The following is a 17056-nucleotide window of genomic DNA, read 5'->3' on the forward strand; positions in this document are numbered from 1 at the left end:
AAAAGAAATAGACAAGATATAACGTAAAACTTAGAACAAAAAAATATGAACTACGGTAAAGAATTTAAAAAATTTGCTACAAAGGACCACGGCGTAAACTCTATGTATTACGATAAAATTGTAGGCGCAATGACTCCTAAAAACATGACTCCCTATATCATTGAAGAACGTCAGTTGAATATTTCACAATTAGACGTTTTCTCCAGATTGATGATGGACAGAATTATATTCCTTGGAACAGGAATAGACGACCAAATTGCAAACATCGTTCAAGCACAATTGTTATTCCTTGAAAGTGCCGATGCTTCTAAAGATATTCAAATTTATTTGAACTCTCCAGGAGGAAGCGTTTACGCAGGATTAGGAATTTATGACACGATGCAATACATTAAACCAGATGTAGCAACCATATGTACCGGAATGGCAGCTTCCATGGGAGCAGTGCTTTTATGCGCCGGTGCAGCAGGAAAACGTTCGGCATTGCCACATTCAAGAGTAATGATTCACCAACCATCAGGTGGAGCGCAAGGAGTAGCAACGGATATGGAAATCAACTTACGTGAAATGTTGAAACTTAAAGATGAGTTGTATAAAATTATCTCTCACCACTCCGGACAAACTTTCGATAAGGTTCATACGGATAGCGAACGTGATTATTGGATGATCGCCGAAGAAGCAAAAGCATACGGAATGATTGATGAAGTTTTAATAAGAGGATAAAAATATAGTCGAAAGTCTAAGGTCGAAAGTCTAAAGCAATGCTAGGAACTTTCGACTTTACGACTTTTGACTTTAGACTTAAAAGAATGGCAAAAGTAGTATTAGAGTGTTCGTTTTGTGGAAGAAAGAAGCCAGAAACCCAATTATTGATTGCTGGGATCAATGCACATATCTGTGATAAATGTATTGAACAAGCGCACGGGATTGTTCTTGAAGAAATAAAATCTAGTGGAAGTTCAAAGCTGGTTGGAGATTTGATTTTAAAGAAACCAAAAGAAATCAGAGCGTTCTTGGATCAATATGTGATTGGACAAGATCAAACTAAAAAGGTGATGTCGGTTGCGGTTTACAATCACTACAAACGTTTGATGCAACAGCAATTAGACGATGAGGTTGAGATTGAAAAAAGTAACATCATCATGGTGGGACAAACAGGAACAGGAAAAACATTGGTGGCTAAAACCATTGCAAAAATGTTGGATGTGCCTTTAGCGATTGTTGATGCGACAGTTCTTACTGAAGCAGGTTATGTTGGGGAAGATGTTGAAAGTATCTTGACACGTCTTTTGCAAGCTGCTGATTATGATGTGGCCAAAGCAGAACGCGGCATTGTATTCATTGACGAAATAGATAAAATTGCACGTAAAAGTGACAATCCTTCTATTACGCGAGATGTTTCCGGTGAAGGGGTGCAACAAGCATTATTGAAATTGTTGGAAGGAACGGTTGTGAATGTACCACCAAAAGGAGGACGTAAGCACCCGGACCAAAAATTTGTGGAGGTAAATACACAAAACATTTTGTTTATTGCCGGTGGTGCTTTTGATGGAATCGAAAGAATAATTTCGAAACGATTGAACCGTCAAGCGGTGGGTTATTCTACTTCAAAAAATGTGGACAATATTGACAAAGACAATTTGTTGCAATACATTATTCCAAAGGATATCAAAGATTTTGGTTTGATTCCAGAGATTATTGGTCGTTTGCCAGTTTTGACACACATGGATCCTTTAGATAGAGAAACCTTGCGTGCAATTTTGACACAACCTAAAAATGCGTTAATCAAACAATACGAGAAGTTGTTTTTGATGGATGATGTTGAATTCACGATTACCAATGAAGCACTGGATTTTATTGTTGATAAAGCATTAGAATATAAATTAGGCGCTCGTGGATTGCGTTCGTTATGTGAAGCTATCTTGACCGATGCGATGTATGAATTGCCTAGTTCTGATGATAAAGTATTAGAAATTGACGTAACTTATGCTAAAGAAACGTTGAATAAAAATTTATTGAAGCGTTTGGAGATTGCATCGTAAAAAATGCATTTTTCTTAAAAATATAAACCTGTTCATTCATTTGAACAGGTTTTTTTATGGGGAAATTACACTATTTGTTATTGTTCAAAAAAAGGAACATTATTATTTTTTATCAACGTCAGATTGTCGATTTTTGTACATTCTAAATCAATTATATATAAGATGCAAAAAGACGAGATAGAGGTAATTTTATTAAAAGTTTCTGGACAAGATAAACCGGGAGTCACTGCTGGTTTAACATCCATCTTGGCTACTTATGATGCTATTATTTTAGATATTGGACAAGCGGATATTCATGATACGCTTTCTTTAGGTATTTTATTTGAAATAAAAGCGGGTTCTTCTTCTGGTCCAGTTTTAAAAGACTTGTTATTTAAAGCATACGAATTGGGTGTCAAAGTCAAGTTTATTCCTATATCCATTGCAGATTACGAAATTTGGGTCAAAGCGCAGCGCAAACAACGCTACACCATCAATGTTTTAGGAGAAACCTTAACGGCTGTACAATTGGCGGCAGTAACCAAAATACTATCCAACCAAAATTTGAATATTGATGCAATTAAAAGATTAACCGGCAGGGTATCTATTATTGATAAAGAAGAATTCCCTCGTTCGTGCATACAATTGTCGGTTACAGGAACGATTGTCGACAAAACGTTTATGACCGCCAGTTTTATGGAAATTTCCAGAACGTTAGATGTGGATATTTCTTTTCAAGAAGATAATATGTACCGAAGAAACCGCCGTTTGGTGTGTTTTGATATGGATTCGACGCTAATTCAAACCGAAGTAATTGATGAACTGGCAGAGTTAGCGGGTGTGGGAGAGCAAGTTAGAGCAATCACAGAAGCAGCCATGAATGGTGAAATCGATTTTAGCGAAAGCTTCAAGCAACGCATGGCCTTGCTTGAAGGCTTGAGTGAAGAGGTACTGCAAACAGTTGCTGAGAATCTGCCTATTACTAAAGGAGCACATCGCTTGATGAAGGCCTTGAAATATTACGGTTATAAAACCGCTATATTGTCCGGAGGTTTTACGTTTTTTGGGAAGTACCTGCAAAAAGAATTAGGTATTGATTATGTTCATGCGAATGAATTGGAAATTAAAGACGGAAAATTGACAGGTAACTATTTAGGTGAAATTGTGGATGGTAAAAAGAAAGCGGAATACCTTCAGGCGATTGCTGATAAGGAAGGCATTCATATCAACCAAACTATTGCAGTTGGTGATGGTGCCAATGATTTGCCTATGTTGAATTTGGCAGGTTTAGGAATTGCTTTTCATGCTAAACCTACGGTAAAAGAAAAAGCAGAAAGTTCTATTTCCAGCTTGGGTCTCGACGGTGTTTTGTACCTGTTAGGCTATCACGACAGGCATATTGATATGATGGAGGAGTAAAATACTGCAGTAATTATAAAAAAAGGCTATCTATAAAGTGATTTTTGGATAGCTTTTTTTATGCTTTAACGGCAAACACTTTTTCAGGTTTTTCTGTTGTTTGTTTTTCGGGAGATTTACAAATTCCTCTGGCGCCACAACGCATTCTATGTGGTCCGCAGGAACTCAAGAAAATTCCTGTCAACAGGATATAAAGAATTTTTTTCATCTCATCATTTTTATACGCTTTGAAACTGCATACTTTTCAGTTGTTCCAAATAATCCCTTTGGTTTGATAATCTCGGAATTTTATGTTGCCCGCCTAGTTTGTCACGATCTTTTAGCCAGTCGTAAAATAAATTTTTTCGTGCTACATTGATCACAAGCGGATTCAAAGTCATATTGTTATAGCGTTTGGCTTCGTAATCGGAGTTTAAAGATTGTATGGATTCGTCTAATGCTTTCTGGAATTGTGATACATCAGCTGGAGGGTTTTTAAATTCAATCATCCATTCATGGGCACCTTTTTCTTTGCCTTCCATAAATATAGGAGCAACGGTGTAATCGACTACTTCCGTTTGGGTTAGTTTACACGCCTTGGCTATAGCCTGATCGGTATTTTCAACCATCAATTCTTCACCAAAAACATTAATGTGATGCTTGGTTCTTCCCGTCACCCGAATTCGGTATGGATTCAATGAGGTGAAACGAACAGTATCACCAATCAAATAGCGCCACAAACCAGAATTGGTGGTAATGACCAAAGCATAATTCTTGAACAATTCCACATCTGCCAATCGAATCGTTTTTTGATCCGGAGTCCCAAAAGTATCCATTGGGATGAATTCATAGAAAATTCCGTAATCCAACATCAATAATAAATCACTGGAATTATTTAAATCCTGAATGGCAAAAAAACCTTCGGAAGCATTGTATATTTCGTAATATTTAAATTCTTTTTTTGGGAGTATTTTTTGGTACTGTTCCCGGTATGGTTCAAAATTGACGCCGCCGTGAAAGTAAACTTCCAAATTTGGCCAAATTTCGAATAGATTTCCTTTTCCGGTTTCTTCGAGCATTTTATTCATTAAAACCAGCATCCAGGAAGGAACTCCGGCAAAACTGGTTACATTTTCGTTTTTAGTTTCGTTTATAATGGCAGCAATTTTAGTTTCCCATTCGCTCATCAAGGAAATTTTGTTGCTTGGGGTACTGCTATATTCAGCCCAAATAGGCATGTTTTCGATTAATATGGCGGATAAATCTCCAAAGAACGTATTGTTGTCTTCATAGATTTGAGAGCTTCCGCCAAGACGCAGGCTTTTTCCAAGAAACAGTTCTGAATCTTCATTATTATTCAAATACAAGCACAACAAATCCTTAGTGCCTTTATAATGACATCCTTCCAGGGCCTCGTTGCTTACGGGTATGAATTTGCTTTTGGCATTTGTGGTTCCACTGGATTTGGCAAACCATTTTATGGGAGTTTCCCAAAAAACATTCTGCTCACATTTACGGGTTCTTTCAATCAATGGTTGTAATTCTTCGTAAGTAGAGATCGGAATTCTATCGGCAAAAGTGGCATAGGAATGAATCGAAGCATAATCATATTGTTTGCCTAAAACAGTATTTTTAGATGACTGAATTAAATTCATGAGCAATTCTTCCTGAACCTCGTTTGGATATTTCAGGAAAAGTTCGATCTGATGGATTCTTTGTTTGAGAACCCAAGAGGCAAACGAATTGATTATGGTTAGTGGCATTTTTAAATTATGAATTATGAATTATGAGTTATAACTTTACCAAAAATAACAAAATTTGTTTAACTAGATGTGTTAAACGGGAAACTTTAATCACAATGACATACGAAGGTGTACTTACAAAAATGCAAACTGAATTTGGAAATCCAATTCAATATTACTTGGTTTTTGAGAATAGTTTTTTAAACGTGAATCAGTTGTTGAATAAAGAACTGGAAATCAATTTTGTGGGATATCAATGTTTGAATTGTGGCAAGAAGAAAAAAATATTCCGTCAGGGATTTTGTTATGATTGTTTCTATTCCAGTGCAGCTGTTGGCGATTGGATTATGAAACCGGAGTTGAGCACCGCCCATCTTGGAATTCAGGATCGGGATTTAGCGTATGAAGAAAAAGTACAATTGCAACCGCATATTGTGTATCTGGCTTTGTCCAGCGAAGTCAAAGTAGGTGTTACCCGCAAGTCGCAAGTGCCAACCCGATGGATTGATCAGGGCGCAACCCAAGCCATTTCTATTGTAGAAGTCCCTAATAGATACTTAGCAGGAATTACCGAGGTAGCATTGAAAAAACATTATGCCGATAAAACCAATTGGAGAAAAATGCTGACTAACAATGTGGAGCAAATTGACTTAATCGCAGAACGATTGAAGGTTGAGAATCTTATTCCAACCGAAGTTCAGGAATATTTTTATTCGCAAAAAAACGATTTGTATGAGATGCACTTCCCCGTTTTGCAGTATCCAAACAAGGTAAACAGTTTGAGCTTAGATAAAACACCACAGTTTCAGGGGAAGCTTACCGGAATAAAAGGGCAATATTTACTTTTTGAAGACGGAACCGTTTTTAATGTCCGTGGTTCCGAAGGGTATATGGTTACAATTGCGGTTTAAGTAATATAATTTTGGGCGTATCCTTTTTTTAAAATAAAAATTTTAAAAAAAGGTCAGGCTGTCCGCTGTATCTTTTACTCCGCTGCGCTTCATAAAAGGATGCCGCTACCATCCTTTACGCACGTACAGCTACACGAAAACACCATGCAGACAAATCACAAACCCAATATTGCTAGCCAAGAAAAGAGGAATTTCATCACCTAAAATCCTCTTTATTATATTTTGTAAAGTTACTTTAGTTTACTTTTGTCGTATCTACTGCTTTACTTTTCTTATTAAAAAATCCGTTTAATAATGCTGCGGCCTTAGATTTTACTTCTTCCTTAGTTACCGGAATTTTAGGAGTGGCCGTTTTTGTCGTGTCTCCTGGCTTTTTGTTTTTATTGATGTAATCCGTCAAAGCGGACGTTCCTTGTTTTACCAGTCTGTCTTTTTGTTGGTTTACGAGTTGAGTGGTCAATTTAGCTACCGCACTGTTGATGTCCGTTGTGATTTTTGGATTTGTAAAATTACCCACCAATACAGCATTTATCGGAAAGCTTTCTAATTTTGCCGCATCTGCAGCAGATAATTTTGCTATTAAAGCATTGGCCTCTGAACCTAAATATTTAGCGGGAACATCAAATTTTAAATTATAATTCATGCTTTGGTCAAAACCGTGCGTTCCTCCAATGGTTGCCTTGATGTCTTTGTACTTGATATCAAAAGGTTTTACATTTACTTTTCCATCTTTGAACGTAACTGCCGCTTTCAAATCATTTAAATTGATTTTACTGACGTCAATGAATTTCAAGTTAGCACCTAAAGCGGTCAGCAAAGTCGAATTAGTTGAGTTTACAGTCGTGGAAAGCAGTTGTCCTAGTAAATCTCCAGTAAGGGTTTTCAAGTCAGGAGTCAGTGCTGTTGCATCAAGATTCCCGTTCAATTTGATGCTTGAATTTAATTTCCCGTTGATGATTCCGGAAATTGGAGCAATTTTTTTCAACAGATCCAGTTGGTTGAAGGATTGCGCAATATCGACTTGATTTAATTTTAAATCCATATTAAAAACCGGTGTTTTTCCTTTTGTGGAAACAGCTCCATTCACCGCAATAGTTCCCCCAAAAATAGATGTTTTTATATTTTCTAAAGTCACTTTTTCATCTTTCACAATCAGTTTTCCCGAAACATCTTTCAGAGTCAGATTATCATATAGCACCGTAGTCGCTTTTGCGGTAAGCGTACAATTTAAGAAAGCAGGAATCTTCATGGCATCTGCTTTTTTAGTTGCCGTTTTAGTCGTTTCACCAGTTGTCATAAAATCGTCAATGGCCAATTGTTTAGAATTCATATAAAAGTTTCCTTTCAATTCTTGATTTCTAAATATAAATCCGTAAAAGTTTTCTAATACCCCTGTTACACTAATGTCGCTTTTTCCGGTAGTCGCATTCAGTTCTTTCAAATTGACTTGACTAGGATTAAATTGGATCAAGGCATTGCTGATGTTAATGGTTTTGCCGTTTTCATCCGCATAATTAAAACCCGACACACTCATGGTTCCCGCATTTTTAATGTTTTCATATTGACTTTTCTCTACTGATTGCATATCAAATTTTGTAGTCACATCAGCCTTTAAAATCCCGGATAATGGCTTATCGAGTTTTATAGGATACGCTTTAGAAAGATTGGACAAATTGATAGTTCCTTTTAACATGGCATCAACTAGTGCGTTTTGAGTAATGTTTTTGATGTTGGCTTTGGCATTAAAAACATCTTGATCTATCTTGAAAGAAAGTTGGTCAATATTGACATACGTGTCATTTAAAATTCCGGTTTCATTGGTGATTTTTGTGTCAATAATGATGTTTTGAACCGTTTTTGGTAAGTCAGGGTATTTAAAGGAAGCATTATGGGAAGCGATTTCTATATTAAATTTTGGCACTGTTGTGTCAGAATACAAACCTTTTGCAAAACCTGCCACCGTAAAATCACCGGTTGTTTTTACGTTGTCTAAGCGTGAGGCATAGGCTGCAGGAATTATTCCCAAGAAATTTTTGAAGGAGGAAGTAGGTGTTTTAAATTTCAAATCATACTGTTGACCGGTTTCCACCATTTGAATAAATCCATCAAATTCCAGCGGCAATTGGTTGATTAACGCTTTATTTTCTTTGAAGGTGTATTTACTTTTTTCTAAATCGATTCCCAAAACTGCGTCCAGAGTCAAGGCAACATTTTTCATGTAATTGACTTGTTCCATATCCAGCGATATTTTTGCAGTAGATTTGGTTACCAAATCTAATTTTTGGGCTGCAAAATCTCCAGTTCCTTCGTGGTTCAAACTGTCGACAATCATTTTTATTTTTGAACTTTCGTCAAAATAACGAAACTTGAAATTTTCGATTTTATACTCTTGGATTTTTAAGGATAACGGACTGCTTGTTCCATCGGCTGCCGTTTTTTTCTCTTTCAATGCAATGTCATAATTCCCTAGTCCGTCTTTATTGAAAATGATATTTATTAATCCGTTTTTCGAAGTGATTCCGTCAATAACTATCGCTTCATTTTTGGCTTTAAAAAGTTCCTTAATAGACATTTTTAAATTCAATTCGCCCAGTGATAGCAATGTGTCGCCTTCAAAAGGAGCTTTGTTTATGATGACTAGTTTTTCCAGTGTTACATTTGCATTAGGAAAATTTTTGAATAAGCTTAAATCCGCTTCTGCAAAAGTGACTTTGGCATCTACCTTTTCATTGATGACTTGAGAAATTTTGGCTTTTATTTGGTCTTTAAACAGAAAAGGAGCTGCAAATAAAGTCAAGACGAGCAGGATAACGAGTATTCCGATGATTTTTAAAACTTTCTTTAGCATGATTTGAATGTCTTTAGATTTATATCTTTGGCAAAAATGGTGCCTTGTATTCCTTTACAAAAATAGTATTTTTAGGACAGTGTAACTTTTATGGTGTTTTTATAAACAATACTTTAACTATATTGTATGAAAAAATCCGTTTAAGCAAATGCAAAAACGGATTTAATAGCAGCTTTATCTTTTTCTTTAATGCATGTTAATTTCAAACGGCATTAAGGCTTGAACGCCTTTTTGCATTTGTATTTTTTTAATTTCCTGCATAATACGATAATTTTCTTCCCCTATTTCTTCTTTTATAAAATCTGCTTTCGATTTTGCAAAAGGAAGATTTGCTAAAAGATCATCAAAGTTTTTCTCGTATTCCGGATAATTTTGAGTGCTGTAATTTTTTGTTTTCCCCAAGGAAGCCGCTTTCGCAATAGCATCATCTAATCCTCCAATTTTATCTACGAGTCCAATTTTCAAGGCTTCTGAACCTGTCCAAACTCTACCTTGCGCAATAGCATCTACTTGTGCAAATGTCATCTTGCGTCCTTCAGCCACATGGGTTACAAAAGTTTTGTAAATGTGTTCCACACCTTCCAGCGTAACTGCTTTGAAGTTTTCATCAATGGGAACAAAAGGACTGTAATTGGCGGAATTTTCATGTGTTTTAACCTGTTCCGTATATATTCCTATTTTAGTGGCTAATGGCGTAAAGTTTGGCAATATTCCAAAAACACCAATGGAACCAGTGATTGTGTTTGCTTCAGCAAATATAGTGTTGGCATTACACGCAATATAATACCCGCCTGAAGCCGCATAATTACCCATAGAAACGACTACGGGTTTTACTTTTTTAGTCAGTTCAATCTCTCTCCAGATCAAATCTGAGGTCAAAGCACTTCCGCCCGGACTGTCAATGCGAAGTACAATTGCCTTTACATTTTTGTTTTTTCGAGCTTCTTGTAACGAGCGACGCATTGAACCTTCACCAATCACATTGACATCTCCTTCTCCGCCCATAATTTCTCCTTGGGCATAAATAATGGCAATTTCATCCGTGCTGTCAGAACTTTGGGAAGTGGTAGCGATTTTCTGTGCATAATCAATTACAGATACTTTGTTGTATTCCTTATCTGTAGTTACATTAAGCACTTTTCGTATGGCATTATGGTACACATCTTCATAAGCAATGATATCTACTAATTTTTGGTTTTTTGCCATTTCCGGAGTTCTTGCAAGAAGTCCGTTGGCAATTTCATTTAATTTAGCCACAGAGATGTTTCTGCTTTTAGCAATGTCAGTGGTGATGGAGTTCCAAACAGAATTCAGTAAAGCTGTCGTTTGTTCTCTATTGGCATCACTCATTTTATTTTCTAAAAACGGCTCCACAGCACTTTTGTATTTTCCATGGCGGATTACTTCCATTTTTAGACCTGATTTTTCCTGAAAGTCTTTAAAAAACATAAGTTCAGCAGAAAGTCCTTTGAAATCCATATCTCCCACAGGATTTATATAAATGGGACTAGCCACAGAATTTAAGTAATATTCTTTTTGCGAATAGGAGTTGGCGTAAGCCATGACGAATTTTCCTGATTTTTTAAAGTGTTCCAAAGCATCTCTCAAGGCCTTACTCTGAGCCATTCCTAGCGATGAAACATTGTTCAATATAGAAATTCCTTTGATATCATCATCCGTTTCAGCCGCTTCAACGGCATTGATAATATCAGATAAACCTACTTTTTTGTTTTCTGAAAAAATAGTCATCCACGGATCTTTGTATTTTCCGGCATAATCATTCTGTATGTCTTCTAAATTCAGTTCAATAACAGTATTGTCTTTTATCGTAACGCCTTCAGATTCACCGCCAAAAATGGCTCCAACAAGGATTATTCCAAAAAAGAATAACATGAAGAAAACAAAAATACCTATAATAGTCGCTAATACATTTCCTAAAAATTTCATAATTATATTTTTTTTATAAGTCGTACAAAACATTGAAATGTTACAAGCCGTGGGGGAAAATTCCAAGTTTGATTAGCAACACCGGATACAAATATATTGCTAATTCTAAAATTCTTTAGTTAATTTGCATCTAATTATGAAATCACAGCATCAGGTCATTTTATCGATAGGAAGTAATCAGGGGAATCGATTGGAAAATATCGAACATTGTTTACAAGTAATACATAAGGAAATAGGGACGGTAATCAAAGTTTCTAAATTATATGAAACTCCTGCTTGGGGTTTTGAAAGTGATGCTTTTTATAATTGTGCATTGGTTTTGCATACTTTTAATTCGGCTCATAAAGTGCTAACACAGATTTTAAAAGTGGAAAAACGATTGGGACGTTTGCGAACAAAGGCGCAGGGGTATCAATCACGAACAATTGATGTAGATATGATTGCTTTCGACTCGGAAGTTATTACTACTGAAAAACTCCAAATTCCACATCCCTTAATGCAGAACAGGAATTTTGTGTTGTTACCCGTGCAGGACTTAAATTTAGATTGGAAGCATCCCATTCTTCAAAAAAATATTTCGGAATTATTGGCTTTGTCTCCAGATGAAAGTGTTTGTACAGTAGTTCAGAATTTAGTGAATCCTTTGCAGAATGTTCCGTTGGAGCAATTTAATTATGTTGCTTTTGAAGGGAATATCGGAGCAGGAAAAACAACTTTGGCTACTAAAATTTCTGAGGATTTTAATGCAAAAACAGTATTGGAACGTTTTGCAGATAATCCTTTCTTACCTAAATTTTACAAAGACCAAAACCGGTATGCGTTTCCACTTGAAATGTCATTTCTTGCAGATAGATACCAGCAATTATCAGATGATTTAGCACAATTTGATTTGTTTAAAGACTTTCTGGTTGCCGATTATCATATCTTTAAATCGTTGATTTTTGCCAAAATAACATTGGCCGAGGACGAATACCGCCTGTATCGCAATCTTTTTGATATCATTTACAGAGAAATGCCAAAACCGGACTTGTATATTTATTTGTATCAAAATTCCGAAAGACTGCTACAAAATATTAAGAAACGTGGCAGAAGCTACGAACAAAAAATCCCGGCTGAATATTTGGATAAAATCAACAGTGGTTATCTGGATTACATTAAATCCCAAACCGATTTGAATGTGCTGATTATTGATGTTTCTGATCGGGATTTCGTAAAAAATCAAGCAGATTATTTGTATATTTTAGAAGAAATCCAAAAGAAAATTAAGGTTTAAAATTTGAAAATTATCTTTTTAGCGAAAAGTGACCTTTTTTTTCTCTGCCATCTTCCAGTTTTAAGGTGAACCAATAATCATCTGCAGGTAAAGGGATTCCGTTAAAGGTGCCATCCCAACCCAAATTTACTGAAGGAATCCATTGTTTTATAAGTTTTCCGTATCTGTCATAAATGTAGATGATGGATTTTGAATTAAAAGTTTCATTCACTCCTTTTATATTCCAATAATCATTATAGCTATCACCGTTTGGTGTAAAAAAATTCGGCACACCTACAATTACAATTTCTTGAAAAACAGGACCGCATCCATTCTTGTCATTAATATAAACAATATGAACTCCAGCTGGAACATTGGTAAAGAAGTTGGAGTCTTGCCAAAATCCATTGGGTTCATCAATGCTGTATTCATAACTTCCTTTGCCTGTTACTTCTATGGTTACTGTATTTATATCGGTTAAATCTACAATATCAATACTTTTGATATGTGCCAAATCAGAAGCGGTAACTTTTATGGCTCGAATTCTACTGCAACCTGACCTATTTGTTACTTGGGCAGCATAATTTCCTTCGGCGTTTACTGAAAGAATTGGGGCTATTTCACCAATCAAGATAGTTTCGTCTTTTGACCAAATGTAGGTGTAATTGCTTGTGGGAGACCCATCCTGAATCCCAGCATCCAGAGTTACAAAAAAACTGGGAAGATTAGAACAAACCAATTCATTTTCACTACCATTGGCATTCAAGTTAATTTTCGGTATTGGATTAACAACAAAATTTAAAGTTGTGGTGGTAGTACAAGAAGTGTTTAGTGGATTTATTACTGTTGCTGTAATATTTTGAGTCCCTGTTATAAAAGGATTAGGCAATGGACTTGGTAAAAGGACATTATTTTGGTCATAATATTTGATAATCATTCCTGTTTGTCCGCCTAAAATGGTGGATTCGAATGTTGAGGAGTCAAAGGCAAACTTCCCATCTTGATTTATTGGGTTCGCTTCGTCATCGCAAGCTGTTATCAAAGATGGAGAAATAGAAAATGCTTTTGGAGAAACATCTACGACAAAATTTATTATAGTTTTCTCAAAACATTGTTGCGGCGTGTTATTAGTTATCACAGCTTTAATGGATTGCGAAGTGGAAAGAAAATTTACCGGAAATGGACTCATGATCAAATCACCGTTGGCATCTTTCAAAGGATTATTGGTTTGATCGAAATAAGTAACCGTTACGTTGTTTTGGCCTTTTAATAAATCAGATTCAAGTGAGGAAGTGTTGAATAAAAATATTCCATCGTTGTTATCATCACATTGTCTTGGAATTGCAACAGAATTAGCAATAGGTAAAGCCTCGACTTTTAGAGTAATATAAGGCCCTAAACCAACGCAAGCGTTATCTAAACTACTTTCAACCCGGACCCAGATATCTTGAGAATCGCGATAACCAATATTTCTGTAATTTGAAATATCCGCAATCACATTGAGTTCGGCTAAGGCATCAGCTTGGTTTCTAAAATAGTTTATAGTATAAGCTTGGTTTGTTGGTAATTGAGTTTGTATAGTGGCTTTTGTCCAAGAGAAATCAAAAGTTGCAATTCCGTCTCTATTATTGTTAATAACGTCTAAAAAATCATCACAAACAGGAGGAACTGTGATTTTATAGGAAGAAAGAAGATTGGTAGCTGGGACTTTTAATGTTAATTTGGCAACGCTATAACAACCGCTAATTTTATTGGCAACTCTCGCCCAAACATTCATTGTCGATGCTGTTGTGTTTTCGAAAGCCAAATCATTTGAAATTAAATCGGTTGAAAAACCACTACTAGCTCCTGATTGTGAAGTATAATAAGTAAAAAGTTCATTGGTATAATTTGCGGAAATTAGTTTGTTATTTACTGTCAAATTAAAAAGAGTCTTTCCGTCAGAAATCAAGTCAGTATCGCATTGAATAATTGTAACATCGTTGACAATTGGCAAAGGATTAACAACAAAATTCAAAGTTGTAGTTGCGGTGCAGTTTGTGTTTGCTGTATTTGTTACTGTTACTAAAATATTTTGAGTTGCAGTTACAAATGGATTTGGGAGTGGACTTGATAATGGATATCCATTTTTATCAAAATAGTTAACCATCATTCCGGTTTGTCCTTTTAGAATGAAAGCTTCAAATGTAGCAGTGTCAAAAGCAAATTTACCATCTTGATTTAATGGATTTGGTTCGTCATCACAAGTTGTGGTTAAGGATGCAGGAACGGCAAAAGCTTCGGGTAAATCGTCTGCGATAAATTTAATAGTTGTTTCTTTAGAACAGTGTAAAGAATAATTGTTTGTCAAAACAGCTTTTATGGTTTGTGATGTTGTTGTGAAACTAGCAGGAAAGGGACTAGTTACCAAATTTCCGTTTGAATCTTTTAGCGGATTATTATTTTGGTCAAAATAAGTGACGGTTATGTTTGTTTGATTTCCTAATAAAGTTGTCTCAAGAACAGCAGTATTAAAAGTGATTATTCCATCTTGATTGTCATCACATTGTCTAGGAATTATTACCGGATTTGCAATCGGCAATGGATTTACAGTTACTATAATTGGAGTTCTCGGAGTACAGCCGTTATCAATATAATAGGTTGTGGTGGTATAAAGTGGAGGAGTTGTAAAACTATTACCAGTCCCAAGAGAAACTCCATTTGTTTCAGCATCATACCAGTTTATTGTTCCAGTTGTAGAACTTGCTTGAAGTGTACATGTCGCTGAAGCACAAATAGGGCTTGGTGTTGTCGTTGTAATTTTTGCGATTGTAATTGTAGTACTTGTTGAAATTTGAAGTACAGGATCTTCGGGCATACCGCCGTATTCAACTATGTAACCATTAGGGTAGTAGTTCCCTGGTGGATCTCCTTGTTCCGGAAGATCGTTCCAAGTCCCTGGGTTTCCTACTGCCGAAGAAGTTATGTGAGCGTAATCTTCATTATTTCTGGAGTCATTTGGTTCGTTAGGTGAGTTCCAATTGGCATAATAAAAAGGAGCTGTTGTTGTTCCGTTATTTTTTCCCATCCAGAAAGTAGTTCCTGCTTCTGGTCCAGTAACCCATTTCCATGTTCCTTCAGTTTCGGCATCACTTCCGCCAATCCATCCTGTTCCTGGTGCTTGAGCTCCGGCTAATTGTGCTTCATCAGCGACTGTTAAAGTGGCTAAATAACCTTGTAGGCCATAATATCTTTTGACTGCGGCTTCATTTCGGGCTCTTGTCCAATTAATGCCAGAAGAAGCAACATATTCATAATAATGACCATTGCTGGGCAAGTAACTAAGTTGTCCTGTTCCTAAGCTGATTGAAAAAGTCCTATTTCCTGATGGAGAAGTATTGTTATTGTAGAATTTAATATCTTTGATTGCAGCTTCAAAATCAGCATAAGGAATTTTGCCTCCAGTTGTGCTTGACAATTTCAGCATTCCTTCTGATACAATCCAATTGTATGAAACAGATGGGTGAGAACCTGTTAGCGTTAATAAATCTCCAGCAGTATACCCAGAAGAAATTTGAATTGTAACAGCATCAGTAGTTGGTTCATCGGGGTCAAAACTAATATTTATTGTTTTTACAATATTTAATGAGGTTCCTGGACAATAAATTTGATTTCCTGTTGCTTTAATTACAGGGGGATCAATTGCATAAGCTGTCTTTGTTATGAAAAGTGAAAGTGCTAGAATTATTTTAAAAAAAACAGTTGTTTTCATTCTATAAAAGTACTAATTTTCTATTTTGGCCAATTCATTTTTTGAAATAAATCCCAAACCACAATGCCGGCACTTACGGAAATATTCAAAGAATGTTTGGTGCCTAATTGTGGGATTTCGATGGAGCCATCGCATAATGCAACCGCTTCCTGTGAAACTCCGTAGACTTCGTTCCCAAAAACCAAAGCATATTTCACTCCTTTTTTAACTTTAAAATTTTGAAGAAAAACGGCACTTTGTACTTGTTCTATAGCTAGCGTGATAACGCCTTCTGTTTTTAATTTTTCGATAACTTCAAGAACATTATCCTGATGTTGCCAAGTTACTGTTTCAGTAGCACCAAGGGCTGTTTTATGAATTTCCTTGTGTGGCGGTGTGGCGGTGATGCCACATAAAAATATTTTCTCGACTAAAAAGGCATCGGCAGTTCTAAAAACAGAGCCAATATTATGCAGGCTTCGAATGTCATCTAATACCAAAATAAGGGGTGTTTTTTCAGATTGTTTAAAACCCTCAACGGATTTTCGATCCAGTTCACTATTTTCGAGTTTTCTCATGTGTGTAAAGTATTCAAAAAAAAAGCTTCCGAAATGAATGGAAGCTTTTTTATGTATTCGTTAAAATTTTAGCTTTTTGCAGGTTGTGCTGCTAAAACGTTTCCTTTTATCGTCAATGTTTTATTAGGAACAGTAGCATTTGTTGTCAACGTAACGGTTTTTGTAAATGCCTGACCTGCTCTTGAAGTATCATATTTTACTCCAATAACTCCTTTTGCACCCGGGGCGATTGGCTCTTTTGGATACGTTGGCACGGTGCAACCACAAGAACCTTGAGCATTAGTTATGATTAAGGGTTTGTTACCGTTGTTAGTGAATACAAATTCACGGCGGCCCTCAGCGTTGTGTGCTATAGTACCATAATCAATGGTTTCAGTTACAAAAACCATTCCTGCTCCATTTACTTTGGCAAGTGTGGCGCTAGTCGCTTTTATCTTTTTTGATGTTTCTTGTGCATTAGAAGTCGTTACTCCTAAAACCACTAGTAAAGCGAAGGCAATTATTTTTTTCATGTGTGTTTCAATTTAATAGAGTCACAAATCTAAAAAAAATAAATAAATTAGGCCTTAAATATTTCTTAAAAAAAAGGTTAATTTTTTAAGGAGGTTATTTATTTGCTTTAAAATCTATAA

The 17056-nt window shown here is 35.9% G+C and carries 12 protein-coding genes; 5 read left to right on the forward strand and 7 right to left on the reverse strand.

Annotation, left to right across the window (positions count from 1 at the left end; genetic code table 11):
• Positions 1–45 precede the first annotated feature (45 nt).
• From clpP to serB, 3 genes are all read left to right on the forward strand, one after another.
• Positions 46–720, forward strand: coding sequence for an ATP-dependent Clp endopeptidase proteolytic subunit ClpP (clpP, locus tag EKM03_RS02540; RefSeq protein ID WP_073351820.1), 675 nt, complete (start codon positions 46–48; stop codon positions 718–720).
• Positions 721–806: 86 nt separating this feature from the next.
• Positions 807–2039 (forward strand): ATP-dependent Clp protease ATP-binding subunit ClpX, encoded by a 1233-nt coding sequence (gene clpX, locus EKM03_RS02545; protein WP_126515929.1) that lies wholly within the window; start codon positions 807–809, stop codon positions 2037–2039.
• A 162-nt stretch (positions 2040–2201) separates the two neighbouring features.
• Positions 2202–3437, forward strand: a complete 1236-nt coding sequence (serB, locus tag EKM03_RS02550) for a phosphoserine phosphatase SerB (RefSeq protein WP_126562749.1) — start codon at positions 2202–2204, stop codon at positions 3435–3437.
• Positions 3438–3495: 58 nt separating this feature from the next.
• Here serB and EKM03_RS14945 read toward each other — a convergent pair whose 3' ends face one another.
• Positions 3496–3645 (reverse strand): hypothetical protein, encoded by a 150-nt coding sequence (locus EKM03_RS14945; protein WP_158614910.1) that lies wholly within the window; start codon positions 3643–3645, stop codon positions 3496–3498.
• Between the two features lie 10 nt (positions 3646–3655).
• Positions 3656–5179, reverse strand: a complete 1524-nt coding sequence (locus tag EKM03_RS02555) for a GH3 auxin-responsive promoter family protein (RefSeq protein ID WP_126739832.1) — start codon at positions 5177–5179, stop codon at positions 3656–3658.
• A 95-nt stretch (positions 5180–5274) separates the two neighbouring features.
• Here EKM03_RS02555 and EKM03_RS02560 point away from each other — a divergent pair, with 95 nt between their 5' ends.
• Positions 5275–6069: a DUF2797 domain-containing protein gene (locus tag EKM03_RS02560; protein ID WP_126562754.1), complete on the forward strand. Its 795-nt coding sequence runs from the start codon at positions 5275–5277 to the stop codon at positions 6067–6069.
• A gap of 235 nt (positions 6070–6304) precedes the next feature.
• Here the strand turns inward: EKM03_RS02560 and EKM03_RS02565 are convergent, their stop codons facing one another.
• Both EKM03_RS02565 and sppA read right to left on the reverse strand, forming a co-directional pair.
• Positions 6305–8917 (reverse strand): AsmA-like C-terminal region-containing protein, encoded by a 2613-nt coding sequence (locus EKM03_RS02565; protein WP_126739833.1) that lies wholly within the window; start codon positions 8915–8917, stop codon positions 6305–6307.
• Positions 8918–9103: 186 nt separating this feature from the next.
• Positions 9104–10864 (reverse strand): signal peptide peptidase SppA, encoded by a 1761-nt coding sequence (sppA, locus tag EKM03_RS02570; RefSeq protein WP_126562758.1) that lies wholly within the window; start codon positions 10862–10864, stop codon positions 9104–9106.
• Between the two features lie 136 nt (positions 10865–11000).
• Between sppA and folK the strand changes: the two genes are divergently transcribed.
• Complete coding sequence (gene folK / locus EKM03_RS02575; protein WP_126458650.1) at positions 11001–12137, forward strand: 2-amino-4-hydroxy-6-hydroxymethyldihydropteridine diphosphokinase; 1137 nt, start codon at positions 11001–11003, stop codon at positions 12135–12137.
• Positions 12138–12147: 10 nt separating this feature from the next.
• Here the strand turns inward: folK and EKM03_RS02580 are convergent, their stop codons facing one another.
• The 3 genes from EKM03_RS02580 to EKM03_RS02590 form a co-directional block, all read right to left on the reverse strand.
• Positions 12148–15867: a T9SS type B sorting domain-containing protein gene (locus tag EKM03_RS02580; RefSeq protein ID WP_126739834.1), complete on the reverse strand. Its 3720-nt coding sequence runs from the start codon at positions 15865–15867 to the stop codon at positions 12148–12150.
• A 20-nt stretch (positions 15868–15887) separates the two neighbouring features.
• A complete protein-coding gene (locus EKM03_RS02585; RefSeq protein ID WP_126451746.1) occupies positions 15888–16424 on the reverse strand; it encodes an RNA methyltransferase in 537 nt (178 codons plus the stop codon).
• Positions 16425–16492: 68 nt separating this feature from the next.
• Positions 16493–16936, reverse strand: coding sequence for a DUF1573 domain-containing protein (locus tag EKM03_RS02590; protein ID WP_126458656.1), 444 nt, complete (start codon positions 16934–16936; stop codon positions 16493–16495).
• Positions 16937–17056: the final 120 nt, after the last annotated feature.

Origin of the sequence: Flavobacterium sp. GSP6, from assembly GCF_003984855.1 — a bacterium.
Classification (GTDB): Bacteria; Bacteroidota; Bacteroidia; order Flavobacteriales; family Flavobacteriaceae; genus Flavobacterium.

Coding starts and splice junctions, on each gene's coding strand:
- EKM03_RS02560 (WP_126562754.1), top strand. CDS start 5,275: ATGACATACGAAGGTGTACTTACAAAAATGCAAACTGAATTTGGAAAT.
- EKM03_RS02585 (WP_126451746.1), bottom strand. CDS start 16,424: ATGAGAAAACTCGAAAATAGTGAACTGGATCGAAAATCCGTTGAGGGT.
- sppA (WP_126562758.1), bottom strand. CDS start 10,864: ATGAAATTTTTAGGAAATGTATTAGCGACTATTATAGGTATTTTTGTT.
- EKM03_RS02565 (WP_126739833.1), bottom strand. CDS start 8,917: ATGCTAAAGAAAGTTTTAAAAATCATCGGAATACTCGTTATCCTGCTC.
- serB (WP_126562749.1), top strand. CDS start 2,202: ATGCAAAAAGACGAGATAGAGGTAATTTTATTAAAAGTTTCTGGACAA.
- clpP (WP_073351820.1), top strand. CDS start 46: ATGAACTACGGTAAAGAATTTAAAAAATTTGCTACAAAGGACCACGGC.
- EKM03_RS14945 (WP_158614910.1), bottom strand. CDS start 3,645: ATGAAAAAAATTCTTTATATCCTGTTGACAGGAATTTTCTTGAGTTCC.
- folK (WP_126458650.1), top strand. CDS start 11,001: ATGAAATCACAGCATCAGGTCATTTTATCGATAGGAAGTAATCAGGGG.
- EKM03_RS02580 (WP_126739834.1), bottom strand. CDS start 15,867: ATGAAAACAACTGTTTTTTTTAAAATAATTCTAGCACTTTCACTTTTC.
- EKM03_RS02555 (WP_126739832.1), bottom strand. CDS start 5,179: ATGCCACTAACCATAATCAATTCGTTTGCCTCTTGGGTTCTCAAACAA.
- clpX (WP_126515929.1), top strand. CDS start 807: ATGGCAAAAGTAGTATTAGAGTGTTCGTTTTGTGGAAGAAAGAAGCCA.
- EKM03_RS02590 (WP_126458656.1), bottom strand. CDS start 16,936: ATGAAAAAAATAATTGCCTTCGCTTTACTAGTGGTTTTAGGAGTAACG.